Origin of the sequence: Fluviicola taffensis DSM 16823 (genome assembly GCF_000194605.1) — a bacterium.
GTDB classification, from domain to species: Bacteria; Bacteroidota; Bacteroidia; order Flavobacteriales_D; family Crocinitomicaceae; genus Fluviicola; species Fluviicola taffensis.
Genome location: NC_015321.1, coordinates 47,583 through 71,178 on the forward strand (window position 1 = coordinate 47,583; position 23,596 = coordinate 71,178).

At 35.3% G+C, this 23,596-nt stretch carries 23 protein-coding genes and 1 tRNA gene; 11 read left to right on the forward strand and 13 right to left on the reverse strand.

Annotated elements, in window-relative coordinates; all coding sequences use genetic code 11:
- Positions 1-186: 186 nt before the first annotated feature.
- Positions 187-1,077, forward strand: coding sequence for a LysM peptidoglycan-binding domain-containing protein (locus tag FLUTA_RS00230; protein WP_013684832.1), 891 nt, complete (start codon positions 187-189; stop codon positions 1,075-1,077).
- Between the two features lie 185 nt (positions 1,078-1,262).
- On the opposite strand, the gene FLUTA_RS00235 is transcribed toward FLUTA_RS00230, so the two are convergent.
- Genes FLUTA_RS00235 through FLUTA_RS00250 form a run of 4 tightly spaced genes read right to left on the reverse strand, consistent with a single transcriptional unit; the run spans position 1,263 to position 4,302 of the window.
- Complete coding sequence (locus FLUTA_RS00235; RefSeq protein ID WP_013684833.1) at positions 1,263-1,751, reverse strand: methionine-R-sulfoxide reductase; 489 nt, start codon at positions 1,749-1,751, stop codon at positions 1,263-1,265.
- 54 nt (positions 1,752-1,805) lie between these two features.
- Positions 1,806-2,321 (reverse strand): TlpA family protein disulfide reductase, encoded by a 516-nt coding sequence (locus FLUTA_RS00240; RefSeq protein WP_013684834.1) that lies wholly within the window; start codon positions 2,319-2,321, stop codon positions 1,806-1,808.
- 8 nt (positions 2,322-2,329) lie between these two features.
- Positions 2,330-3,637 (reverse strand): UDP-N-acetylglucosamine 1-carboxyvinyltransferase, encoded by a 1,308-nt coding sequence (gene murA, locus FLUTA_RS00245; protein WP_013684835.1) that lies wholly within the window; start codon positions 3,635-3,637, stop codon positions 2,330-2,332.
- 2 nt (positions 3,638-3,639) lie between these two features.
- The gene (locus tag FLUTA_RS00250) at positions 3,640-4,302 is read right to left on the reverse strand and encodes a DUF4290 domain-containing protein (RefSeq protein ID WP_013684836.1); all 663 of its coding nucleotides are present in this window, start codon (positions 4,300-4,302) and stop codon (positions 3,640-3,642) included.
- 174 nt (positions 4,303-4,476) lie between these two features.
- On the opposite strand from FLUTA_RS00250, the gene FLUTA_RS00255 reads away from it, so the two are divergent.
- The 3 genes from FLUTA_RS00255 (at position 4,477) to FLUTA_RS00265 (ending at position 6,903) form a co-directional block, all read left to right on the forward strand.
- Positions 4,477-5,334, forward strand: coding sequence for a hypothetical protein (locus tag FLUTA_RS00255; protein ID WP_013684837.1), 858 nt, complete (start codon positions 4,477-4,479; stop codon positions 5,332-5,334).
- A gap of 113 nt (positions 5,335-5,447) precedes the next feature.
- Positions 5,448-6,248, forward strand: a complete 801-nt coding sequence (locus tag FLUTA_RS00260; RefSeq protein WP_013684838.1) for a hypothetical protein — start codon at positions 5,448-5,450, stop codon at positions 6,246-6,248.
- A 13-nt stretch (positions 6,249-6,261) separates the two neighbouring features.
- Positions 6,262-6,903: a DUF2306 domain-containing protein gene (locus FLUTA_RS00265; protein WP_013684839.1), complete on the forward strand. Its 642-nt coding sequence runs from the start codon at positions 6,262-6,264 to the stop codon at positions 6,901-6,903.
- Here the strand turns inward: FLUTA_RS00265 and FLUTA_RS00270 are convergent.
- A complete protein-coding gene (locus FLUTA_RS00270) occupies positions 6,900-8,060 on the reverse strand; it encodes a tetratricopeptide repeat protein (protein WP_013684840.1) in 1,161 nt (386 codons plus the stop codon). The two genes, FLUTA_RS00265 and FLUTA_RS00270, sit on opposite strands and share 4 nt — an antisense overlap.
- Positions 8,061-8,216: 156 nt before the next feature.
- Here FLUTA_RS00270 and FLUTA_RS00275 point away from each other — a divergent pair, with 156 nt between their 5' ends.
- The 5 genes from FLUTA_RS00275 to FLUTA_RS00295 all read left to right on the forward strand — a co-directional run bounded on the left by FLUTA_RS00275 (position 8,217) and on the right by FLUTA_RS00295 (position 12,183).
- Complete coding sequence (locus tag FLUTA_RS00275) at positions 8,217-8,687, forward strand: DUF4199 family protein (protein ID WP_013684841.1); 471 nt, start codon at positions 8,217-8,219, stop codon at positions 8,685-8,687.
- Between the two features lie 121 nt (positions 8,688-8,808).
- Positions 8,809-9,603 (forward strand): T9SS type A sorting domain-containing protein, encoded by a 795-nt coding sequence (locus FLUTA_RS00280; RefSeq protein WP_013684842.1) that lies wholly within the window; start codon positions 8,809-8,811, stop codon positions 9,601-9,603.
- 156 nt (positions 9,604-9,759) lie between these two features.
- A complete protein-coding gene (locus tag FLUTA_RS00285) occupies positions 9,760-10,302 on the forward strand; it encodes a hypothetical protein (RefSeq protein ID WP_013684843.1) in 543 nt (180 codons plus the stop codon).
- 158 nt (positions 10,303-10,460) lie between these two features.
- On the forward strand, positions 10,461-10,829 hold the full coding sequence (locus tag FLUTA_RS00290) for a BlaI/MecI/CopY family transcriptional regulator (protein ID WP_013684844.1): 369 nt from the start codon (positions 10,461-10,463) through the stop codon (positions 10,827-10,829).
- Positions 10,822-12,183, forward strand: a complete 1,362-nt coding sequence (locus FLUTA_RS00295) for a TonB family protein (RefSeq protein WP_013684845.1) — start codon at positions 10,822-10,824, stop codon at positions 12,181-12,183. Before FLUTA_RS00290 ends, FLUTA_RS00295 begins: the two co-directional genes overlap by 8 nt.
- A gap of 241 nt (positions 12,184-12,424) precedes the next feature.
- Here the strand turns inward: FLUTA_RS00295 and FLUTA_RS00300 are convergent, their stop codons facing one another.
- The 5 genes from FLUTA_RS00300 to FLUTA_RS00320 form a co-directional block, all read right to left on the reverse strand.
- Entirely contained in the window at positions 12,425-13,123 is a 699-nt protein-coding gene (locus FLUTA_RS00300; RefSeq protein WP_013684846.1) for a hypothetical protein, read from the reverse strand.
- A 444-nt stretch (positions 13,124-13,567) separates the two neighbouring features.
- Positions 13,568-14,980 (reverse strand): ATP-binding protein, encoded by a 1,413-nt coding sequence (locus tag FLUTA_RS00305; RefSeq protein ID WP_013684848.1) that lies wholly within the window; start codon positions 14,978-14,980, stop codon positions 13,568-13,570.
- 159 nt (positions 14,981-15,139) lie between these two features.
- The gene (locus tag FLUTA_RS00310) at positions 15,140-15,808 is read right to left on the reverse strand and encodes an IS1 family transposase (RefSeq protein ID WP_071841671.1); all 669 of its coding nucleotides are present in this window, start codon (positions 15,806-15,808) and stop codon (positions 15,140-15,142) included.
- 260 nt (positions 15,809-16,068) lie between these two features.
- Positions 16,069-16,142 (reverse strand) — tRNA-Ile (locus tag FLUTA_RS00315).
- Positions 16,143-16,222: 80 nt separating this feature from the next.
- The gene (locus tag FLUTA_RS00320; RefSeq protein ID WP_013684850.1) at positions 16,223-17,260 is read right to left on the reverse strand and encodes a COX15/CtaA family protein; all 1,038 of its coding nucleotides are present in this window, start codon (positions 17,258-17,260) and stop codon (positions 16,223-16,225) included.
- A gap of 318 nt (positions 17,261-17,578) precedes the next feature.
- Between FLUTA_RS00320 and FLUTA_RS00325 the strand changes: the two genes are divergently transcribed.
- Positions 17,579-17,980: a hypothetical protein gene (locus FLUTA_RS00325; RefSeq protein WP_013684851.1), complete on the forward strand. Its 402-nt coding sequence runs from the start codon at positions 17,579-17,581 to the stop codon at positions 17,978-17,980.
- A 15-nt stretch (positions 17,981-17,995) separates the two neighbouring features.
- Entirely contained in the window at positions 17,996-18,781 is a 786-nt protein-coding gene (locus tag FLUTA_RS00330; protein ID WP_013684852.1) for an NAD(P)-binding domain-containing protein, read from the forward strand.
- Here the strand turns inward: FLUTA_RS00330 and FLUTA_RS00335 are convergent.
- The 3 genes from FLUTA_RS00335 to FLUTA_RS20380 all read right to left on the reverse strand — a co-directional run bounded on the left by FLUTA_RS00335 (position 18,771) and on the right by FLUTA_RS20380 (position 23,456).
- Positions 18,771-19,616, reverse strand: a complete 846-nt coding sequence (locus FLUTA_RS00335) for a DUF4412 domain-containing protein (protein WP_013684853.1) — start codon at positions 19,614-19,616, stop codon at positions 18,771-18,773. The genes FLUTA_RS00330 and FLUTA_RS00335 overlap by 11 nt on opposite strands.
- Before the next feature lie 99 nt (positions 19,617-19,715).
- Complete coding sequence (locus tag FLUTA_RS00340; RefSeq protein WP_013684854.1) at positions 19,716-20,441, reverse strand: LytR/AlgR family response regulator transcription factor; 726 nt, start codon at positions 20,439-20,441, stop codon at positions 19,716-19,718.
- Between the two features lie 3 nt (positions 20,442-20,444).
- On the reverse strand, positions 20,445-23,456 hold the full coding sequence (locus FLUTA_RS20380; protein ID WP_013684855.1) for a sensor histidine kinase: 3,012 nt from the start codon (positions 23,454-23,456) through the stop codon (positions 20,445-20,447).
- Between the last annotated feature and the right edge of the window lie 140 nt (positions 23,457-23,596).

Genomic DNA, 23,596 nt, shown 5'->3' on the forward strand with positions numbered 1-23,596 from the left:
TACGAATTCCGAATTTCGAATGCCTAATTATGTATTTCAGCTGAAACTGCAGGTTTCAATTTGGCAATTTTTAAATCTATTCACCACTTTTCATCGGGTTAATTTGGCTTTTCGGCTATTTTTTTTTGAATTCTAAATGTAACTTGTTAAATTTAGACGCGTTACATAGAAATAAACAACAAAAAAGTGAGATATCTTAAAATCATTTTTCTCGGAATTCTACTTAGCAGTCAAACACTGTATGCACAATTAGATAGCGAATTGGAAGCAGAATCAGTTGATTCTATTGTAGCTACTCCAAAAAAAATACTGCACGTTCCTGAGTTTCGGAAATACAATCCAGATACCATTCAGCTTTCCGAGAACGATTTGATTATTACAGATTCATACACTGCACTTGGACAACCTTATGTTTATGATGCTTTGCATTCATTCAATCGCAGAAGAATGGATGGTTTTGGTGGATTTTTGAATGACAAGATTAATGCTGGTTTAGCCGAAATTCGCAGCAAAGGTTTTCCTTCTGATTTAAAGAAATTATACATTCAAATTGACCCTACAACCTTAACCGTTCATTGGACAGCAGTAGTTGGACCTAGTTTAGATGGAAGATGTTATATGCATGTCGACAGTCGTGGTTCGGCAGGAGGCGGATTACCTGCAGTTCAAAAACAATGTCCACGTATGCATCGATTGCATTCAGAATTGATTCCAGTGAAACAATTGGAGTTTAATGATAACGTACTACAATGCTATAATTGGGACGGAGTAAAATTGGATACTGTGACACATGCCATCAATATTCAACAGCATTTCTATAAATATTACGATCCACAAATTGGAAGTTCAGTAACTCTTGCTGAAGTAGCACAAAAAGATGCTGAAATGCTTTTTGTGTTGGTTAGCGCTCCAACAAAGGCTCCTGTTAAAAGCTATAAACGATATACTGTCAAACAAGGAGATACATTGTCACAAATAGCTCAAAAGCAACACTCAAGCCCTGCGAAAATTAAAAAAGCGAATGGTTTGCGTTCTGATTTGATTCGCGTTGGACAAACATTGAAGATTCCAAGGTAGAAAATAGGTTCAAAAGGATAAATTGTTCAATGGTTCAATGATTTTCTCTTTAATAAATCAATATCTCCTAATATTGACCAAAACAAAAAAGTCCTTTGCCGAGGCAAAAGACTTTCTAAATACTTTCAATTTGAGTCTTTTCCGTCAATGACGGCGAGCAAATCAATCCGCCTTGGGGATATCTTCTACTTAATAACCTTAGGAATCTTACTAAGATCCTTGGAAGGATAAAACTGAATAGAACTCGTATTGACACAATGTCTCGTATCTTTATCTGTAAAACCTTCTCCTGTAAAAACGTGCCCGAGATGTCCTTTGCAGTTTGCACAAATTATCTCAGTTCTCATTCCATCTGCATCTGGCACTTTGACAACTGAACCTTTAATTTCATCATCAAAACTTGGCCAGCCGCAATGAGATTCGAATTTGTCATCGGAACGATAAAGCGGATTGTTGCATTGTCTACAGACATAAACCCCTTTATCCGTTTTTTGATAATAATCTCCAGTGAATGCACGATCGGTATTTTTACCAACGATTACACTCTGTTCTTGTGGAGTTAACTTATTGTATTTGATTTCTTTCTTATTAGAAGTGCTATCCGCTTTTGATGGTTCTTGGGAACAAGACACAAATGCAAACATTAAACTGCAAATAATCAATATGTTTTTCATAATCTCTATTTTGAACCATTTACGTTGATTCTGAAACTTTGGATTTGAAGAACCTTATTTTTTGTATTTATCCAATTCAACATGTAATCCCAAACCTCTCAAAGATTCGCCAGATGCAACGATTTTACCTTCGCCATCCACTAAAAAAGCACTCGGAATAAATTGTACACTATACGCTTTTCCAGCTTCGTTTGCTTTGTCCCAAACATGGTTTTTCCAGATTAAACCATCTGCTTTGATAGCTTCTTTCCATTTAGCTTCATCGCGATCCAAAGAAACCGAAAACACTTCAAATCCTTTGGCATTTTTGAATTTCAATTTCTTATATTTCCCGTAAGCTTCTACCACATTTGGATTTTCTTTTCTACAAGGTCCGCACCAAGAAGCCCAAAAATCGATCAAAACCATCTTCCCTTTCAACGCTGAAAGTTTTACAATTTTACCATCAACTCCCGTTAAAGCAATTTCTGGAGCTTTAGAACCGACTAGTGGAGCTTTAGAACTTTTGAATGATACTAATCCAATGCTTACAAAAAGTAACGTTGAAAGAATGATAATTGAATTTTTCATGATCCTAATTAGTTTATTCTACGGATATCGGCTCCTATATTTCGCAAACGAATATCGATATCTTGATAACCTCTATCGATTTGTTCAATGTTGTGAATGACGCTTTTTCCTTCAGCTGAAAGTGCTGCAATCAATAAAGAAACTCCGGCACGAATATCGGGTGAAGTCATTTGAATTCCACGTAATTTATGTTGTCTTCCCAATCCGATAACAGTTGCTCTGTGTGGATCACACAAAATAATCTGAGCGCCCATATCGATTAGTTTATCGGTGAAGAATAAACGCGATTCAAACATTTTTTGGTGAATCAAAACGCTTCCTTTTGCCTGCGTTGCAACGACTAAAATAATCGACAACAAATCTGGTGTAAATCCTGGCCAAGGAGCATCGTAAATCGTTAATATCGATCCATCAATAAATGTATCTATTTCGTATGAATCTTGAGCAGGAACAAAAATATCATCACCTCTTCGCTCTAATTTAATTCCGAGTCTTTTGAACGTATTTGGAATCACTCCTAAGTTTTCCCAGCTTACGTCCTTGATTGTAATTTCAGACTGAGTCATAGCAGCTAAACCAATGAAACTTCCAATTTCAATCATATCAGGTAGAATTCGGTGGTAACAACCTCCCAATTCTTTCACTCCTTCAATCGTCAATAAGTTGGAGCTAATTCCAGAGATTTTCGCCCCCATTGAATTCAACATTTTACACAATTGCTGAATGTATGGTTCACATGCTGCATTGTAGAAAGTAGTTGTTCCTTCGGCCAAAACGGCTGCCATAATAATATTTGCAGTTCCTGTAACGGAAGCTTCATCCAAATGAATGTAAGTTCCTTTCAGTTTCTTTGCTTCGATGGAATAGAAATGCTCTCCGGCATCGTAGTTGAATTTAGCACCCAATAAGGCAAATCCATCAAAGTGTGTATCCAATCTTCTACGACCAATTTTATCTCCACCTGGTTTTGGAATAAATCCTTTTCCAAATCGAGCCAACAAAGGTCCAACAATCATAATAGAACCACGCAAAGAACCTGCTCTCTTTTTGAAATCTTCCGTTTCTAAGTAACTTAAATCAATCTCTTTTGCTTGAAAGACATACGTTCCTCTTTCTACTTTTTCAATCTTCACTCCCATCGTTTGCAATAAGTCAATCAACTTATTTACATCCACGATATCTGGAATATTTGAGATTGTTACTTTCTCAGCTGTCAATAGAGGCGCGCATAAAACTTGTAAAGCTTCATTTTTAGCACCTTGAACTGTTAGTTCGCCTTTTAACTTCTTTCCTCCGTAAATTTCAAAAGATGACATACTTAATTCTTATTACGATTTTGGTTTTGATTCTGATTTTTACCTTTGAAATTGTTGTTTTTCTGATTCTTTTGGTTCTTTTTCGGACGTTTATTAGGCTGAATGCCAAATGATTTTAAAATCAGGTTTGTATTCATCAATTCATCCGGATTATCCAAAATCAATTCTCCTTGAGACAAATCTTTCAATTGATTTGCAATGACATGATTTTCAACAGCATCATTATTATAAGCAACATATTGCTTTTTCATAAAGTTAGCCATCGTAATCTTCAAATAATCACGTTCATCTGCCGCTTTAATATTTACAGAATCTCTTAGGATTTCTTGTGTATATTTTCCGTAATGTCCAAACTTGATACGTCCTTTCGGATAAATCATACGATCTGGCTTACTTGAAAGTGTTTCAGGCTTCGGAATTTCATAAGGAGAATCTACATCTAACTTAAAGTCAGACATCACAAACAAATGCGTCCATAACTTATGTCTAAAGTCATCGACATCACGCAAGTGCGGATTCAATTGTCCCATTACTTCAATAATTGCTCTAGATGCTTTGTTTCGTTCATCGCGATCTGCGATTTCCATAGCATGAGAAATCATTTCTTGTACGTTTCTACCATACTCCGGAAGTAATAACTTCGGTCTCGTGGTGTTGTATTCCATAAATTTTCTTCGAAAGATCAAAAATAAGCTTTTAAATCGAAATATCCTTTTCTGAAAAAACGGAGTTTCAGATTTATCTGTAATAAAAACCATTTGGTTGTAATAATCATTATTTGGTTATTACAACTTCTCTTTTTAATCTAATCTTGTTTCCTAATTATAAAATCAATAATAATGAAAACATCCTTAATCAAGGGGATTGTCTGTTTGGCAATTCCAACCATGTTATTATCTTCATGTAAAAAAGAAGAAATCAAAGCAAATAAACCTATCATACAAACAGAAAATCATGATCCTGAGGTTCGTCAAGATAAATTTTCTAAAACGATTAAAATCCCTGGTGAATCAGCTAAAAATGGCTTTGTAACACTGAAAGTGACTTCAAATGATGAAGCCTATTTAAATAAATATGTTGCAAAACTTGAGCAAATGAAAATTATCCTGGAAGAAATTACTTCAAGTGATTCTAAGAAAGAAGATTTACATCCCATCTTAGAAGAAGAATCCTCTTCTTCTGTAGGAATGTTTTTTGACTGGACAGATTTCACTTTTGACCGCCAGAAAGGGAAAAGGTATGAATTCAAAATTCAGGATAAAGTTCAAACTAAATCAACAGTTTTCTTCTACAGCTTGAGTAATGTTCATCAATTCGATATTGGAGGTACAGTTGCAATAGTTAGTATTTATAGTACTTACAGGTATTGGAATCCTGGATGTTTATACTATTTGAGAGCAAACAATTGTAAGTGGACTCTTAAAAATGCTAGTGGAGAATTTTTTAGTGAAACAATGACTTACCAAAACAACTTGGATGTGAGATGTTTCAAAATGCCAGTAGGATCATATGCTAGCTTCCCGAACTTTACGTCAGGAGCAGATATAATTTATTATAGAAAAGCTGTGAATTATGTGGGCCCAGCAATGCCCTCAGGATATATCGATCAAGATAAAATCACAAGTGGATATGGCTCATCACTTGTAGATCCTTTTATGCCATCCTATGCTACATTAAGTTTTTATATTGAAGGGTAACATTATAGCTCACTCATGAATTAACAAAAGTCGGAATATTAATTCCGACTTTTGTTTTTATTAAGTTATAACATTTCATTTTAAAGGTTATTTTAGCCCTAATTAATTGCATTATGAAAACAACTTTCGCGCTATTTATTGGAATAAGCTCTTTGTTATTAGCCGTTTCTTGTTCTTCCGAAACAGAAACTAAAACAACTTCAACTGTTGAAAAAAATGCTGCAGATTCACTAAAAGTGGAAGAATGGTTTCCAGAAACAAATTTTGATACACTACGCGGAATGTATACAGGCGATTTTGGTGATGGTTTTATCAATATTGTTCTGACGTATGTGAATGACAAAAAAGCAATCGGTTATAACATTCACAAGGGATTGCAGCGGAATATCAGCGGATCTGTTGTTCAAAAAAAAGAAGCCTTCGAACTGACATTAAATGAGCCCGGAGACAATCAATATGACGGAATTTTTGTTCTGACTATTTCGAAGAAAGACGGCAGTGTAAATGCAAGCTGGACAGCGAACAACCCGAAGATTTCATCTAAAAAATTCAAGCTAAAAAAGCAGCAAATTACCAAAAATGATGACTCAAAAAGCATTTACGAGGGTGGCGAATTCAGTGAAAACAGTTTCATGGAGTTTTTCTCTTATGCCAATCTGGGTGTCGGCAATGTGGAATTCAAAGAAAACGGCATTGTACGCTTCTCCTATTATCCGGAAGGACAGGAAAATGAGCAGCTGGAAATCATCAACGGATCCTGGAAGTTTACGGACAAAAAGACCCTGGTGATCGAATGGTCTAAAAACGCTTTGTTCAAGGAACGCAGTATGAAATTCAAACTAAAGCAGGACGAAGACAATATACCTAGTTTTGAAGGTCCGAATGAACTCATTATTTATCCTGACATCTTTTAATCCTAGCCCTTGAATGAAAAAAACAGCATGGATCTTTTTCGTCATCGGAATTTTGTATGCTTCTTATCTTTTGCTGTTATTGTCGATTCCGTACCTGGAAATAAGCCGTGGAGTTGATTTTCTGAAAACCAAACAATTGATTTATCACATCAAACATTGGCGATATAGCTTTTATATTCATGTTTTCAGTAGTATTTTAATCATTATAAGCGGGTTGTTTCAATTCAGTAAAACAATCTTAAACAAATACACTCGAATTCATCGAATTTCTGGATTTGTTTACCTCGTAACAACTCTTCTAATCTCAGGACCTGCGGCTTTGGTGATGTCTTTTTATGCAAATGGAGGATATCCAGCACAAACTAGTTTTGTTCTTCTGAGTATTCTTTGGTTGGGAAGCACCTTTTTGGGGTATTATTACCTTCGGAAAAAGGAATACGAAAAACATGGAAAATGGATGGTTCGCAGTTATGCACTCACTTTATCAGCAGTTTCATTGCGTCTTTATTCTTATCTCTTCAATGTCTTTCAGTTGACTCTAAACCCCGTTGACTTATACATTTTACTTTCTTGGGCAAGCTGGATTCCAAATCTACTTGTAGCAGAGATCTTGATTAAACGCGGATTGGTAAACTGTATCCTTTCAAATCATTAAGCTGGAGTTTCTGCAAGCGGCTTTCCTTCGATGAAAACAATCTTTCCAGATGTATCAATTCGGTATTTCTCTGTATCGATTTTCTTTTTAGAAACAATCGGATTGTCATAATACCCCTCTTCGTTTGGGTCTTTTTGGAACGTCGTTTCGTAATTGGTAATGGTAAACGAAAGATCTTTTTGAAATACACACGTCTTCAACAGTTCCGAATAATCTTCTCGTCCCGCAATTTCCTTTTTATCAATAATCTTTCCCGTCTTTGTGAAAGTCACCAAGCGATAGGTCAGTGGAGAATCGTCTCCGTTAAATTCATCCCTTACGATATAAATCAATGCTACAAAGTCTTTTTTATCTGCAACTTGCACAAAATGAAAGAATCCTTTACTGACTTCTCGCGAGAAACGTTCATCACGCATTTCAGCAACAAATCGTTCGAAATCATACGAAATACGATTCTTATCATCAAAAACCATTTTCCCTTGATCCGAATTCATATTCAATGGAAAAGTAGCTTGTATAAAATTGCGTTTAAACTGCAACCAAAGTAAATTCTCAATGTCAGACATTCCTGCTAAAGCCAAATCCAAATTGCGTTTGAATAACGAAGGATCTTCTTCTCTTAATTTCGCTAAATCGGTATCTTTTTCAATGTTATCGATATTGGAATATCCCGCTTGAATAGCATATTGCAAATAATCTGCACTCATGGGAAAGTTTTCTAATTGCGAATAAGCGCACGCAACGTTGAACATCACTTTAGCAAAAGGTTCATATCCCAACTTTTCAGCCAAGGAATAAGCATCCAAAGCTCTTTGGTAATTTTTCGTTTCCATGTAGACATTTCCCAATTCATAGTAAGACTTCGCATTTGGATACGCTGCAATGGAAGCCATAAAACCTTCACTAGCTGAAATTAAATTCTTCTTGTTCTTGAATTCGTCCAAAGCAGCTAAAAACAATTTGTTCGATTCTTTACTTTCAGTAGGATTCTGATATAAAAACAAGCGTACTTTCTCCCCATTGAATAAATCGCTTTTACCTAAACGAATTTGTTCCATTGGATTAGAAAGCGTGTTTCCCACTGATTTATTCGTTGCTGGATTACCGCAAGAAAACAAAATTGCGCCGAATAGAAAGATCAAACTGAAGGTTTTCATGGTACTGAATTAAGGTACTAATGTAAGAAAATCTTTAGTGATGAAACCCTAAAACTTCGAAAATTGATGAATCCTACAAACTGTTTTAAAATGTTAAATAATTGGATACCAGCTCCTTTTTGTGTAATTTCTTAACTCATTCAAAATAGTAAGGTTATGAACACTCGATATCAACCCATCAGATATGGGATCTATAGTTTTGCTGGGATTGCAATACTATTTCTACTAGTGAAATTATTCTCATTAGAAAATGTAGGTTATCTACGATTATTAAATGTCTTTATTGTGTTTTATTTCACCAATAAACTGGCTAAGAGAAATCGTCAGCTTGAACCAGACGACAATTATCTCTATGCTTTTGGCTCCTTGATTCTAGCCAATGCCATAACGGTCATATTATCTGTGGTGAGTTTTGTCATTTATGCCAATTTCATTCAGCCCGATTTTATAACCCATTTTGATGGAGGAATATTTTGGAACAATGACGTTACGATTGATCAAGCAGCAGCAGTTTTGTTCTTTGAGGGAATGGGTTCTGCATTAGCCGTATCGTTTATCGTTGTGATGTATTGGAATGAGAGAAGACCAGATAATACCTGTGTTCCAGTAGAAGCACTGAAAGAATAAACTAGCTAAAACAAGAATAAACCGAGTGAATGTATCAAATTCACTCGGTTTTTTTATGCCTGTTTCCCAACCATAATCGAAGACTGTTCGTTACGACTTGTAACAACATTTTTTTTTGTTTATGACTAGAATTACCTACATCATCGCTTTCATCTTTTCTTTCAATTTTTCAGGTTATTCCCAATGGGTAACTCTTTACGAAGGAGGTGCAGGCACAAGTAACAGCTTAGACGAAGACTGGGAAGAACGTCATTATTTCTCTAGTGCTCCAGGTACAAATAACAACATCTGTATAACAGGTGCGTGGAATGATTCCAATAAACTAAAAATACTTTACTACCAATCTGGTTTTGGCGCGGGAAGTGCTGGTATGTATAAGCAAATTGCTGGTTTGGAAAACTATGCTTCGGTTCGTATTTATTTGGAAATGAATCTCCCAGATAGTGTTGGAACAATCCATTATGCCGCATTTTCAGATGGACTATTTGCAGATAGCCTTAATCATTCATTGTATGATGAATTTGCCTCCGATCAGTTAAGCATTACCATTCCCTACTCCAATTTGGAAGGTCACAATTCCCTCTATTTCTATGCGAACTTATTGCGTGGAGATTCTGTTCTACTTTGGTTCAATTATGTGCGAATTGAAGTCGACACTACTCAAATGTTGAATGTTCCTCCTTTATCAAATCTTGATGCAATCATTTATTCATCTGCCAATCAACTTCACATTGATCTTGGAAATGAAGATTCAAACTTCGTCGTTCATTTATTCAATTCACAAGGAATAAATGTGTTTCAAGAATCATTCAGTGGAAAACAGATGCTTCCAATGGAAGTAGAAACGGGCATATACATCGTTCAAATCACAGACAAAAGCGGACGATTTACCCGCAGAAGGATACATCTCGAATAATATTTCGTTAACCCCTAATCAATCAAAAAAGCCGAACGAATTCAAGATTCATTTGGCTTTTTTTGTATGACTTTTACATTGTTTTACAATTTCGATGGCTTTAATAACTGGGTTCGAAGTAGATTTATACTTTGAAATCTATAAAATGCCATTTGAATGATGATTTACACCAAATTGAGTTTAACTATTTTAGTTGTCGTTTCATTCAACGGAATATCTAATGCTCAAGAGCCTAAAATTCGATCACTAAACTTCGGTGGAGAGTTATCTTACGGATATCGAATAGCCAACGAATTGAATTTAGGAGTAAACATGGTAACCGTTCCAAATCTCACTAAAAAAACAGGTTGCATTTATTCTTTAAGCTATAATGGAGTAACTTATTTCAGGAATTATTCAACTCATTTTGGCCAACGAATCTCATTCGATATCGGATATTGGAGAAGCGAAATGAAAATAGGCTTACTACCTCATTTAGGTTTATTCATTGAATCCAGAGAAGCATTTAATCTATGCGGAGGAGTTTCATGTGGAATCTCCATTTTAAATTTTATCTGCTTAAACTACAAGTACACATTCACCAAAAATCAAACAACTCTTCCAATAAGTAACCACGCTTTATCTGTAATCGTAAAACTAAACTTTACAACGATTGACTTGGCTTGGTACAAAATTGGGCCTGATGGTCGCAAAAGGTAATGTCAACTTGTTTTTGAGTCGTTTCATGTAAATTGCTTTCATAAAAAATATTTTTTTTTCACTCATCAAAGTCCAGAAATAAAAGGAATTCAATTGTTTTTATATTTATATTTATAAATATAGTTGTATAATTAAAAAAGTAATTATACTATTGCAATATGAAAAAGGAATTGACACGCGCAGAAGAACAGATCATGCAGGCAATCTGGTCGGTCGGAAAAGGATTTGCAAAAGATATCCATGAACAGCTGGAAGAACCACGACCAGCTTACAATACGGTATTGACTGTGATTCGGGTGTTGGTGCAGAAAGGTTTCGTGGAATACAAAACATATGGGAAATCCAACGAGTACTCTCCAATGATTACCAAAGAAGCTTATTCTGCTCAGCGTTTTCAGTCGTTGAAAGAGAATTATTTCGGGAACTCGAATGCGAAACTTCTTTCCTTCTTTCTAAAAGAAAACAACCTGGATTTAAAAGATGTGAACGAATTACTGGAAATCATTAAAAAAGAACGTCATGACTAATTACCTGTGGATCATTTTTGAAGTAAACGTAGTAATCAATTTGTTGTTCTGCGTTTTTAAGCTCACTCAGCGATTTCTTTCCTTCGGATGGCAACGTTTCTCGTTGCTTTCAATTCCGTTACTATCCATTCTCGCAGTTTGGATGAAACAAGAAACCGTTTCAAAATCATCTTGGAGCTATCATATTCCCGTATTTGAACTGGAAACAGTAGAAATATCATCCAAAAAGTACATAGCGCCTTCAAATTTTGACTATTCAACTTTATTAGAAGTTGGATATTGGATTGGGGTTCTTTTGCTTTCCGCATGGACAATTTTCAGTATCTGTAAAGTACTTCAAGTGTTTCTTCGTGCAAAAAAAACAAAGAAAGAAGGCTTTACATTGATCGAATTACCAAACGAAGCACCTTCCTCCTTCTTTCGTTTCATTCAACTTCCAGCAGGACTTTCAGAATACGATCGTGAGATTATTTTTGAACACGAAAAGATTCATGCACAAAAACTGCATTCTGCAGATCGTTTGCTCCTTGAAACAGCACATTGTCTTTCTTGGTTCAACCCCGTGTTTTTGCTCATGAAAAAAGAATTGATTCACATCCATGAATTTGAAGTGGACCGGATCATGTACACCAAATACCGCGTCGGCTATATGGAATTCCTGCTGGCGTATTCACTCGGAACTAGTTCCTCAATATATTCATTCACCAATCAGTTTATGACTAAGCTCACGCTGATTAAACGTATCAAAATCATGAAAAAAAATTCAAAAAAAGTATTGATAGCGGCACTTGCCCTACCAATCTTTGCAGGCGGATTAACGCTAATCTCTTTCACAACAGTAAGTGACCAGGGACCGCAAAAACGGACAGAAAATAGACTCTCAGACGTGAAAAGCAAATCTCAGCAAATTGCGGCTCCAGAAAAAGCTTCAAAAGCTACTAATGTTCCAAAAGAGAGCACCTCAGTTCCACAAGAAAAAATGATTCAATTCATTCCACCAATTGGAACAGATGAAATCAGCACTTCCGAAGCTCCAAACTCAACTACTTTACAAAAAGAAAACAAAGCAGCTGAATACCCTGGAGGGATGGAAGAAATGACGAAATACATGATTGCTAACATCAAGTATCCAGAAACTGCTGTAAAAGCAAAAACAACTGGGAAAGTGTATGTTTCATTCGTTGTGACAAAAGATGGTAAAGTAACCAAAGCAACCGTGAAAAAAGGTGTCAGTAAAGAATTAAATAACGAAGCATTGCGTGTGATTTCTACTATGCCAAATTGGATTCCAGCTCAAACAGACGGCGAAAAAGTTGATGCTGAAATGGTATTGCCAGTTTCGTTTATGTTGTAATAAACATCCGGACTTTTAGAGTCAAGAGTCAAGACTTAAAATTCGTTCTTGATTCTTGACTTAATTATTGATTTCAGTTCGCATCTAAATTTTTTAGATAAAAAATCTTTAAAATCTAATTGCTTTTTCGTTCTGATAAAATAGGTAGAAGACCCGGAATGATTTCAGATTTCTTTCGAATAAGTTTGTTTTGGGATTCTCTCACTTGAAATCCGCAATGATTTTCTAAATCCTCCCATATTCAACAGATTATCAATAACCTGCTCTCTCCCTTTTTTTCCTTTGGCGCACGATGAATGCAAGGAAGAGCATGACTTTCAGGATAATCAACAGCCAACCTCCATAAGTTACCAATACCTAAGCTTATTGGATTTGCATCCGAGTCGGCTTGATAGTGTAGATCAAAGAAATATTCCCTTAAGAATGAATCAAAACCATCATCTGCACCATGATAGAGTTTCTTGAGCTCATCTCGTATTTCTGGAATAAGCACTTTCTGTGTGGCTTGTGAATTTGGCAAAATATCACTCGACTCTCCAAAGTAAGTGCATAAAAATGTATCAGTTGGTATAGGAGATCTATCTACATGAAACGAATAAACATCCGTTGGGAAAAATGGATACGAATCGTCCCTGTCATAGAACTGAATCAGATTTAGGGCTGGTGATGCGCCATAATCTTTCAATAACTTCATGTCATTCAAAAGAATTTCACGGGCAAGTTTCCCCTGTTCACTTAACTGAAGTTCAAGAAGTTCATCTTTTTCAATTTCTGTTATATTCCCCGTTACATCTATCTTTTTAACAATCTCCGAAAAATCACCTATCAGTTTACGATTCCAGCAAATCGCATTCATCTTTCCATGAAATGGTGTGGAAACAAGCTCTTGAAAATTCGTAACAGCGTGAATTTGCTTTTCAATATGAGATACATCTATCATTGTGGCTAATATAAGCACAAAATCAGTTGACTATAACAGTCATTGCTCCTCATATCCTCAAAAAAATAAAGAGCAGATAATCTGATACACTACCATCACTCGCCAATGAATCACTCGCAAAGAACCTACCCAAACGTGGGTCATTCATTCGATACTCATAATCATAGCTATTTCCTTTGCCTTTGATCTCATCGTCACGTTCATAACTGTTAAACCCATAACTATAACCCCTCACATTTTTTTGAATGTAAGGTAATCTGTTTCCATAAGTCGAAGTGCTGTACAAGTGATTAGCATTTTTTTGACAGATTAAAGATAGTTTCCCTTAACGTAATTTCCTATTGTTTGGTTCACCAAAATCAAGACAAAAAGAAAGCCCTCAGTTTCCTGAGAGCTTCGACTTAGTATCTTCTTAGACTTTTCTTAGACTTACTTAGACTTTTCTTAGTTTATGTTATACATCAATTTGTTTTTTCCAATTTCCGTAGTAAAATACATTTGATTTCTACTTCTCGGTTTATCTGGCTCAGTCATCTGTAATAAACCCCCATTAATTAAAGGGATAATTTGTCTTGAAGTATTTGCGGTGTTATTAGCAATCCCAATGAACTGAAATATCTCAGCTCTACTCCTTGGTTTTTCACTACAATATTTAAGAATTTTTTCACCTAGATTTTCTGAATCATAAAAACTCCTATTTTCTTCTATGATTCCCGACTTAGATTGTCTCTTAAAAACAATCGAAAACCAATGGTCATTAATTTCAAATTCGGCTTTGGGTAATCCTGCTTTCTCAAGTTCACTATCTATTCTCAGTAACCCAGTTCCAAGCTTCTCAATAAAGTTTGAACGATGAAACAAGTCTACAATATTCGGATTTCGGTGAGCACTTCGCTTTCCAAGTTCATCTCTTGATAGTCCTTTTGCCAGTCCTCCAAAATTGGTAATAGATACTCTATCATCAAAAACTTCGACTTGAATATGAGTTCCTTTATTGATGTAATCTCTATGAGCTATTGCATTAATAATCGCCTCTTTGAGTGCTGAATGAGGAATTTCCCATACTTCTGTTCGGGTAAGTTTGCCTGATTCAAATTTGAAAGCAACATCAAGAGAACGTCTCAAGAAAGCAAAGATTTCATCAATATTGGTAATCACATCAGAATCCATATCCTTTTGGTCTTCAATATCCAGCTTGATTACACCTTTATATCTCACACATTGAATCAGAGACTGCCGAATAAATCGCTGTGGTTCCTTGGTAAAGAACAATACACCAGCATTATTAAGTACTGGTTTCCCATCAATAAATTCAAGAACTCCAAGATTATGCAACGTGTCTTCGTCTGAGAGAATTTGTTCCTTTTTGGCTTCTGCAAAAAATCGTTTTAACGTTTTGGGTTCAAACCATTCTTGAAAATCTGCTTTAACACAAAGTGCATCATCAAAAGAGAATCGTTCCGCATCTTTAAACATCTCATAGATTTCATGAGTAGTCCTTTTGTTAGAGCTAGCTCCCTCTCTCATGTAAAAACCATTTGTGCATCTATATGGTTTATTCAAACCTTCTTTCACACGAACAACCAATACATTCGATTCGTCTTCTATGGCTTCAATTAGAATGTCAATTGCAGGGTCACAATCTCTAGCTACATCTTGAATACTAGACCGAGTAGTATTATCAAGTGCTTTGTTTTTTATATTCCCATCATCATCTACACCAACTAAAACAATTCCACCTTTAGCATTTGCAAAAGCAACAAATTCCTTTGCCAAACTTGAATTAACTGATTCCTTAAATTCAATATGAAATCCTTCTCCCTGAGATATTAAAGCGTGTAATTCTAATTTATTCATCACTCACAAATTTACAAATAAAGTCCTCTATACACATTCATGGAACAAATATCATCTGGTGCAGATTTGGGTCTGCTTCACGCTGTTCATTCATGTTGTTTTGCAAGTATTTCTCCGTTGAAGATGGATACCTGTCATTCGGCAAACAAGCAACGAAAGTTACAGAATTGTTTTCACTCCAAACCAAAAATATATTCGTAAAACTGCATCTAGCATTTTGATCGATTTCGAATAACAAATCGTTCTTCTGTTTAAGCGTTTTAGATGTGTACGCAATGTCAAATTTTTTCGTTCAATTTTATTGATTCCTCTATGTTTTGTGGAATGAACTGTAGACGGAATCAATTCTTTATAAATATTTAGCTTATCAGTAGTTATTTGAGAAGCTTCGGCTAAAACCAGTGTTGATATTACTTTTCGAAGATTGGTTTTATTTCTTCGACCTACAACAATATCTATCACATTCCCAGTACTTTCTTCTATAGAATATGCGACGCAAACTCTATTCTTCTTATGACCAACATAAGTAAATAATTCATCAACTTGATATTTTTGTCCAAAAACAATGGGAGAAGATCTTCTAATTGATTTTCCTATTCTCACTGTTCTTCTGATTACTGTTGCTTTTGAAATTTGAAGCAGACGGCTTATTCCCAGAATTCCCACACCTTCCTTGATCAAACCTATTATTTCCATATCCATCACTAAGTGTGAATTATAAGAATAGATTTCTTGCTGATACTTCATACAAGTAGAGCACTTATATCTTTGATGATTTCCAGTTTTACCTTTTTTAATACAAGGCTCAAAACAATGTCTACATTTCATTAGGTGCAGAATTAGACCACATGATACGTAAACAGGGCCTTTTAGATACTTGTTTTGTACAATTTTTGCGCTTTAGATGCTGAGACACCACTAAAAAAGAAAACCAGCTCTTTGATTTTAACTGGTTTTCAATGAATTATCTTTTCAAAAATGGATCAGGCGCAGAATGAGACCACTACCCATTTGTTTACCCTATGTTTACCCTGAAAATAAAAAAGCCTCTGCAAACGAGTGTTTACAAAGGCTTTCATTTTTAAGAGTGGTCCCACTTGGAATCGAACCAAGCACCTACTGATTATGAGTCAGTTGCTCTAACCGAATGAGCTATAGGACCGTTGAGAGCAGAGCTTTCAGGTGCAAATATACTATTTCTATCGAATTTCAAAATCGAAAAACAAAAGAAGCTAGCTAAAATTATCCGCGGATACTGCTCTTTGAGAGTGATTTCGACAATGGCTTTAATCGGACGAATTGTAAAAATAAGATTCCAAAAAGAATGACAGCACACAATAAATGAGACACTTGCACAAATCCAGGCATGTCAGCATAGGCCAATAAAACGCCTCCTAGCAATTCAATGACCAGCACTAAAAATGCCCAGTAAATTGATTTTACTTTATCCGTTTTGTAATTTAAAAACACCAATAAAACCATTAAAACCAATACTGCCCAAGAGAACGATCGGTGAATAAAAAACGTCCAACCGAATTGATTTGTCCAAGAGTCTCTTCCCAAACCTTGATGTGTTAATTGATCGATGTATTCGCGAACTTGTGTCCCTAAAAACATCTGATAGGCCGTAATTGCCAATATAATTCCAATCAACCACTTCATTCCAACCGCTATATTCAGCGTTTTCTGCTGAATTGGACTAATTCTTCGAATCAACAACAATTGCAAACAAACGACCAAAAGCGCCAGGAACATGTGAACGGTAATTGTCCAAGGAACCAAATTCGTAGCAACGACTATTGAACCAAACCAGCCATTTAAACCGATTGCAACCAAGTTGAAAAATGCGAGCCAAATCAATCGTTTATCTTTTCGGTATTTCCAAAATCCCCATAAAAGAATGATTAATACTCCGTTTCCAGCCAAAAAACCTACTAACCGATTTCCGTATTCGGTCCAAGTTCGTTGTGCATTAAAGGGCTCTTCTTGGTATGTTCTAGGATCTTTTTTTATTTTTTCAGCAGTTTCCTTCATCCCCAGCATCGTAAGGAATTTGGCAAACTTCTCCACTTTCTTTACACGCTTTTCACCATAAACTTCGCGGTAATTTTCTGGCAATTGAGCTTCGCTAGTTGGTGGAATCCAAGTTCCAAAACATTTGGGCCAGTCCGGACATCCCATTCCACTCCCAGAAGTTCGAACCACACTTCCAGCAATAATTACTAAGAAGATAAACACCAAAGTAATCCAGTTTAATCGGATAAACGCTTTTGAATACATAGTTGCTATTTGTTTCCCAAAATTAGGTATAAATGACGGTCTTAAAGCTGATGCAAATCATTTTTTGAGTCATTTCCCACAGAGGAACACAGATGAACACAGAGGTTTTCTTATGCAAGGTGTACACTTCGGCGTAGCTGATTGTTCAACTATTTTTACCACCTCTTCCATTCTGTTCTCCTCCGTGTACTTCCGTGGGAGAAAAAACCAACTACACATTCGTATCAACAAACTACTCGAAGTGAAAAGAATACATCAATTGTACTATTGTAACAACTAAAATTATAGCCGTACTTTGTTCTACTAAATTATTGCGTTATGAAAAAGTTTCTTTTAATCTGCAGCCTATTTTTTACCTCTATCATTTCTTTTGCCCAATTGAACATTTCTACCAATTTCCGTCAGGATGGAGTTTGGAATGAAACAGATTCAAAATGGGATATTTCATCAACGGATGAAGGAGGAACTTTGTTTGAATTTAATAAGGAACTAACGACCTTTCACCACACAACAGCGTCTATTTCTTCGGATTATTTTATCACAAAATACGATTACAACGAAGAAGAGGTGAAGTATACTATGACTGTGAAAAGTGATGCTGGAAATGAATACGAAATGATTATTGACGGAATTAATAACTGTGTTTGCTTCTTTTATTGGAGAGACAATGTATATTATTTAGTACGTCACACAATAAAAGCTACATGGATTAAGGAATAAGCTTACTTTTAGCGGATGAAGATAGGAATCATCGGTTTGGGATGGCTTGGACTTCCGCTAGCTAAATCACTTTTAAATAAAGGGCATCACGTAATTGGAACCACGCGAACACGTTCGGTTGAGTTATCTCACGAGCGTTTTTCGCATGTATTGTATGACCCAACTTTGAAAAAACAAGCAAGTTCTGGCTACTTCAACGAATTAGAGGTAATCATTTTAGCATTTACTCCTTCAAGAGTAGATGAGAAAGCGTATGCCAAAGATTGTGTCAAGGTTTTAGACACGATTTCACCAACATGCAAAGTTATCCATATTAGTTCTACAGGTATTTACCCTCAAAGAACTGGTATTTTCAATGAAAAAGACTACCCAGCGGGATCAATAAAGACCAACGCAATAGGTTATGCAGAATTAGCTATCAGTTCGATTTTGAGAGAGCGTTTGACTGTTATTAGACTTAGTGGATTAATCGGACCTAAAAGACATCCTGTAACCGCCATGCTAAAATCAGAAAAAACCTACAATGCATTAGATCCTATAAATGTGATTCATCTGGAAGATGCAATTGGACTCATCGAACATGTTATCATTCAAAAAGCCTGGAACAAAACAATCAACGGATGCTCGTCTGAACACCCATTGAAAGGACAATTTTATTCTGAAATGGCTACTAAATTGGGAATAGAATCCCCTTTATTTGAACAGAAATCGAGTTTCGAACGAATCATTTCGAATCAGTATTCTATCGAACTTGGATACAATTACATTTTCCCAAATCCTTCTGAATTCCCTATAGCTTAGTAATTTTATAAGCGCCAATATTTACAATTTTGCTTTCTTTTGAAAAAGCAGTCATTGTCATTTTCGTTTCTGCTTTTCCTTCTGCATCGAAAGCGGTCATTTCCATTAACATTCCGCCACCATTAAAGGCTTCATTTGGAACTTGAACAGAACCACGAGCCATCTTACTAAAGATATTTCCAGCATCTACTCCCGTTTCTCTTGTAATCCAGGTTTCTGTTTTCTTTCCTTCAGATTCAATAATCACTTCTTCACATTTATATCCTAAAATAGTTTTTGTGCGTCCCGTCTTAGTCACTTTAGAAGCAGGTTTATCCGTAGAGCCTTGACTCATATTTTGCTGCTGCATTGCCATTTCCATCATTTTCGTTGACATAACGGTTGCAGTTTTATCTTTATCATTCAAGAGAATCATCACTCCATTTTTGGAATCGATAACAGAAGACATGTCTTGATTTTTCGGTTGCATCTTAATAACTTGCTCACCGAAATTATAAGTCACTTCTTGAACTTCGCCTGCTTTTTTCAAATTCTCCATCTGATAAGTAACAGTACTTGAAAAAGTATATGATGCTTGATAATCTCCTGAAGGTTCCACTGGAGCTTCGCTTTCAGCTGGTGGTGGTGATGCTGGAGCTGGTGCTCCTTGAGACTCACTTGATTTTTTATTTTCTTGTTGAAGATTTCCTCTTTCCTTATTATTTCTAGTTGTATTGAAATCCTGCGCATTCGCCTTTTCTTGAGCAGTTTTACCAATGGATTTAATCAATCCTTCCTGACCATAAACACCTAGTATTGAGAATACTAAAACAAATGCAACTAAAACTATTTTCATAATCCGATTTTATGAATCAAATGTACTGAAAGCAACAGAACCAATCCTCGAAAATTTGTAAATTTTAGATTTCAGTGAGTAAACGACTTAAATAAGCATTTAGTTGATTCCTAATACTTCTAAAAGCTCCATTTTCTTGCTTCTAGAAACACCAATTTCTTCTTGATTCGTTAAAATTACCGAACCGCCTTCACCTCTTATATACTTAACAACCTGATTGAGATTTACTAGATGAGAGTTATGTAATCGAAAGAAGAAAGGAAAATCAATCAATTGTCTTTCAATCTCCTTGAGTGTTTTTGAGACAGTAATTTTTCGCTGGTGCAATACAATTGTCGTATAATTCCCATCCGATTCACAGCGAATAATTTGATCTACTTCAATTAATTCAACTCCATTCAATGAAGAAATTGGAATTTTTGGTTTCAATCCCATTCCGTTAATTCCAGAAGCCTTTGCTTCAGAGAGTTTCTTTTTAACTCGTTGAACACTTTCAACTAAATCCTCTGCATCTATCGGCTTAACTAAATAATGAACCGCTCCTTGTTTAAATCCTTCCAAGGCATACTCATCATAAGCTGTAGTGAAAACTACATCCGCATCTTTGTACGTCAAAACATTCAACAATTCAAATCCATTCATTTTTGGCATTGAAATATCCAAAAAGAGTAAATGAGGCTCTTCCTTATTGATAATTTCAACTGCATCAATTGGACTTTGAAGTTCCGCAATCACCTCAACATCCGGACAAAATTTTCGAATTAATAGAGCAGTAGTTTCTAAACTGTGCCTTTCATCATCAACAATAATTGCACGTAATTTCATATTCTAATTTGACGTTTCAAAGTACAAGGTAACTAAAGTTCCGATTGCTAGACCATTTTCATCAATTAAATCTTCAATTTCAAATTCATTCATTTTTTTAGTCCTCATAGTCAGTGATTTAAGTCTATCTTTGGTGATTTGCAAACCCACACTCCCCTCTTTCAAAGAACGTTTACGGTTGTTCTCCTTCGCTTTTTCTCTTCCAATACCATTGTCTTGAACCATCACATACAACCCACTTAATTGCTTCTGAAATGACACCCGAATTTTACCTCCTCCAGCCGTTCTAGGCATTAATCCATGCCAAATTGCATTTTCAATAAATGGTTGAATAATCATCGGAGGGATTTGACAATCCAGCACCTCTTGACCATCAATTTGCAAATCAAAATCAAAGTCTTGGTCAAACCGCAGCCGTTCAAACTCCAAATACAATTTTAGAGACTGAATTTCATCATAAACCGTAATCATGTCCTGGCGCGAATGATTCAAAATCATACGCAAGAGCTTCGAAAATTTAGCAATATAATCCGCGGCATTATCCACTTCGTTTTTCAAAATGAAAAGTCGGATCGAATTTAAACTATTGAACAAAAAATGTGGATTCATTTGTGCTCTCAAAGCTTTCGATTCTAGCTCATTGATTTGTAAACTAAATTCAGATTTCATTTGTTCTGTACTTTGAATGCGTTTAATTCTAGTGCGCATGTAATACCAAATTCCAAATCCAACGGCTAGCGAAGACAAGACGAGAAACCACCACCGAAGCCAAAAAGGTTTCGTTATTTTAAAGGAATAAGAAGTCATTCGAACATCGAATCCATCAATCACCTGTACTTGAAAAATATACTTTCCACTTGGCAAATTATGGTATAAAGCTTCGTTTTTTTGTGTCCCATTAATCCAACGATTGTCAAGTCCCAGCATTCTATAGTTTACACGTATGTTTTCAGAATTCGAAAAATCTTTGACCCCAAATTCAAACACTAAATTATTCTGATTATACATGTACTTCGATTTTTGGCTCGTAAATCGGGCATTTCCATTCATTTCTCGAATTTGAAGAATATAAGGAATGGCCAATTTAGGAATAGGAAGTTTTTCCGCTGAAGAGCTTACAATGTATGAATCACCTTGTAAAAAGTAAATCGAATCTGGTGTAATTGTCATTGTCTGAACTCCTTCAATTCCATTTCGCTTTTCCAAACATTTAATTGTTTTCAAAATGGGATTAACAATAGCAATAGAGGAAGGATTCATGATCCATAATTTACTTTCTGAATCAACGATCAACTGAATAATGTCATCATTTTTTAACCCATTTAACGAATTATAGGTATTCACCAATGTTGCTTTCTTGAGGTTGTAACTCCAAACTCCGCTTGCTTTTGTTCCAATCCATAATTTGTGATACTTACAGATTGTTAAACACGTAATTTGATCCGCATTTTCATGGGTAAATAAACGAATTTTATCAAGCTTCTTCGAATAAACGTGGTATCGATAAAGCTGGTCATTCTCAGAAAAAAAGACAAATTCTTTATACCCAACTAGTGATAAAGGGAAATTCTCCTTACTCACATTAGATGGTTCTTCCTGATTGGCTTTGTAGACTATCGTTTGCGTAAAGGTTTTCAAACTAATCCGAATTAAACTGGCATCTAACGTTCCAACAAACAAAAGAGAATCACCCACCAAGAGTGAATTTTGAACTCTTTTATCAATTGATTGATAACTTGAAATCAGCATTTTTCGACTAATTTTTAAATCTGAATCAAGAAGTATCATTCCATTACCGCCTACCACCAAAATTCCTCCGTTTTTCAAATAATAAAATGTTTTGGTATCCATCAACCCATTTAATGTAATCTGGGTAGGTCCAACTCCTTTAATCTTTTTTAAAACAGGATTAGACGTTCCCAATAATTGATATCCAGAACGTCCTTTTTTTGAATACTTTACCTGAATCAGTTTCATAGAAGGTTTTAATTTTTTGCCATAAATCAATGACTCATCATGAATGAAAAGACCCGAAACAGAACTAGAAACAGCTAATTGAGACCCCATTTTAGCTATTCTATAAGGCAAAACTGTACTTCTTTCAGATTCTTCATACCGTACATATTCTTTCGTTTTTGTATCAAAAAGGAGGATTTCTCTATTTTCAAAACAGAGGTATAAATAGCGGCTATCCCTCCAAGCTATTGAAGAGATTTTTTCATAATTTAAATCAACTATTTTTATCCGAATAGATTTAAACAAGCCTTGATATTGGTTAAAATACAGCAGGCCACCAGAATTCAAACCAACATAGAAATTACCCTTCGAATCTTGCGTTAAACAAGTCATTTTATTCGTGTATCTTCCGTTCAATTTAGGATGAATACAGGTTGATTTTTTAAATCGGTATTTTTTCCATTTATTCGTTATTAAATCGAATGAAAATAAGCCATCAGAAGATGTCAACCAAAGTTTATTCGTTTCTATTTCATCAAAAAATAGGGAGTTAAAATCAGGGGTTTTCACTGTTGAAAAGACAAACAAATCAGATTTCCTGTTTTTGGGGTTGAATTTAAGGAGGGTTCCATTTTCAGAAACACACCAAACAAAGCCATCTCGACATGCAATTGCCTGAATACGATTGCTTCCAAATGATTGAAAATACTTTTTATTATAGTTTATAATGTTAAACTTCTCGGTCTGAATGGAAATTAAACCTTTATTAAAAGTTGTTGCCCAAATTGTTTTATCGCCATCAAAAACAACAGATTGAATATCGTTTGATGAAATTCCAAGTGAATCTTGCGGGTCGTATTTAAAGTGTATAAATCGCTGACCATCAAATCGCTCGATACCTTTAGGAGTTGCTAACCAAATGAATCCATTGTGATCATATTCAACATCTCTAACTTCATTGGAAATCAATCCGTTTTCTTTGGAATATTGAATGAGTCCCCTTTGTCCGAAAAGACTTAAATTTATCATTAAAAAAAGCAACCAAATTCTAAATTTCATGTTACCAATTTCGAAACTATATTTTACATAACGTGAAACTATATTACTTTTTTCTCCGTTAACATTAAAAATTAAACCGTTTAATCAATAGAAAGTAAAACTTTTAAAGATTACAAAAAAATTACTGACTTTTATAGTGC

Bases quoted from the DNA above. Each gene is read 5' to 3' on its own strand.
- FLUTA_RS00270 (WP_013684840.1), bottom strand. From the start codon at position 8,060: ATGAAAACCTTCAGTTTGATCTTTCTATTCGGCGCAATTTTGTTTTCT.
- FLUTA_RS00260 (WP_013684838.1), top strand. From the start codon at position 5,448: ATGAAAACAACTTTCGCGCTATTTATTGGAATAAGCTCTTTGTTATTA.
- FLUTA_RS00265 (WP_013684839.1), top strand. From the start codon at position 6,262: ATGAAAAAAACAGCATGGATCTTTTTCGTCATCGGAATTTTGTATGCT.
- FLUTA_RS00330 (WP_013684852.1), top strand. From the start codon at position 17,996: ATGAAGATAGGAATCATCGGTTTGGGATGGCTTGGACTTCCGCTAGCT.
- FLUTA_RS00300 (WP_013684846.1), bottom strand. From the start codon at position 13,123: ATGATAGATGTATCTCATATTGAAAAGCAAATTCACGCTGTTACGAAT.
- FLUTA_RS00240 (WP_013684834.1), bottom strand. From the start codon at position 2,321: ATGAAAAATTCAATTATCATTCTTTCAACGTTACTTTTTGTAAGCATT.
- FLUTA_RS00275 (WP_013684841.1), top strand. From the start codon at position 8,217: ATGAACACTCGATATCAACCCATCAGATATGGGATCTATAGTTTTGCT.
- FLUTA_RS20380 (WP_013684855.1), bottom strand. From the start codon at position 23,456: ATGAAATTTAGAATTTGGTTGCTTTTTTTAATGATAAATTTAAGTCTT.
- FLUTA_RS00255 (WP_013684837.1), top strand. From the start codon at position 4,477: ATGAAAACATCCTTAATCAAGGGGATTGTCTGTTTGGCAATTCCAACC.
- FLUTA_RS00235 (WP_013684833.1), bottom strand. From the start codon at position 1,751: ATGAAAAACATATTGATTATTTGCAGTTTAATGTTTGCATTTGTGTCT.
- FLUTA_RS00290 (WP_013684844.1), top strand. From the start codon at position 10,461: ATGAAAAAGGAATTGACACGCGCAGAAGAACAGATCATGCAGGCAATC.
- FLUTA_RS00305 (WP_013684848.1), bottom strand. From the start codon at position 14,980: ATGAATAAATTAGAATTACACGCTTTAATATCTCAGGGAGAAGGATTT.
- FLUTA_RS00340 (WP_013684854.1), bottom strand. From the start codon at position 20,441: ATGAAATTACGTGCAATTATTGTTGATGATGAAAGGCACAGTTTAGAA.
- FLUTA_RS00320 (WP_013684850.1), bottom strand. From the start codon at position 17,260: ATGTATTCAAAAGCGTTTATCCGATTAAACTGGATTACTTTGGTGTTT.
- FLUTA_RS00325 (WP_013684851.1), top strand. From the start codon at position 17,579: ATGAAAAAGTTTCTTTTAATCTGCAGCCTATTTTTTACCTCTATCATT.
- FLUTA_RS00295 (WP_013684845.1), top strand. From the start codon at position 10,822: ATGACTAATTACCTGTGGATCATTTTTGAAGTAAACGTAGTAATCAAT.
- FLUTA_RS00285 (WP_013684843.1), top strand. From the start codon at position 9,760: ATGATGATTTACACCAAATTGAGTTTAACTATTTTAGTTGTCGTTTCA.
- FLUTA_RS00250 (WP_013684836.1), bottom strand. From the start codon at position 4,302: ATGGAATACAACACCACGAGACCGAAGTTATTACTTCCGGAGTATGGT.
- FLUTA_RS00280 (WP_013684842.1), top strand. From the start codon at position 8,809: ATGACTAGAATTACCTACATCATCGCTTTCATCTTTTCTTTCAATTTT.
- murA (WP_013684835.1), bottom strand. From the start codon at position 3,637: ATGTCATCTTTTGAAATTTACGGAGGAAAGAAGTTAAAAGGCGAACTA.
- FLUTA_RS00310 (WP_071841671.1), bottom strand. From the start codon at position 15,808: ATGAAATGTAGACATTGTTTTGAGCCTTGTATTAAAAAAGGTAAAACT.
- FLUTA_RS00335 (WP_013684853.1), bottom strand. From the start codon at position 19,616: ATGAAAATAGTTTTAGTTGCATTTGTTTTAGTATTCTCAATACTAGGT.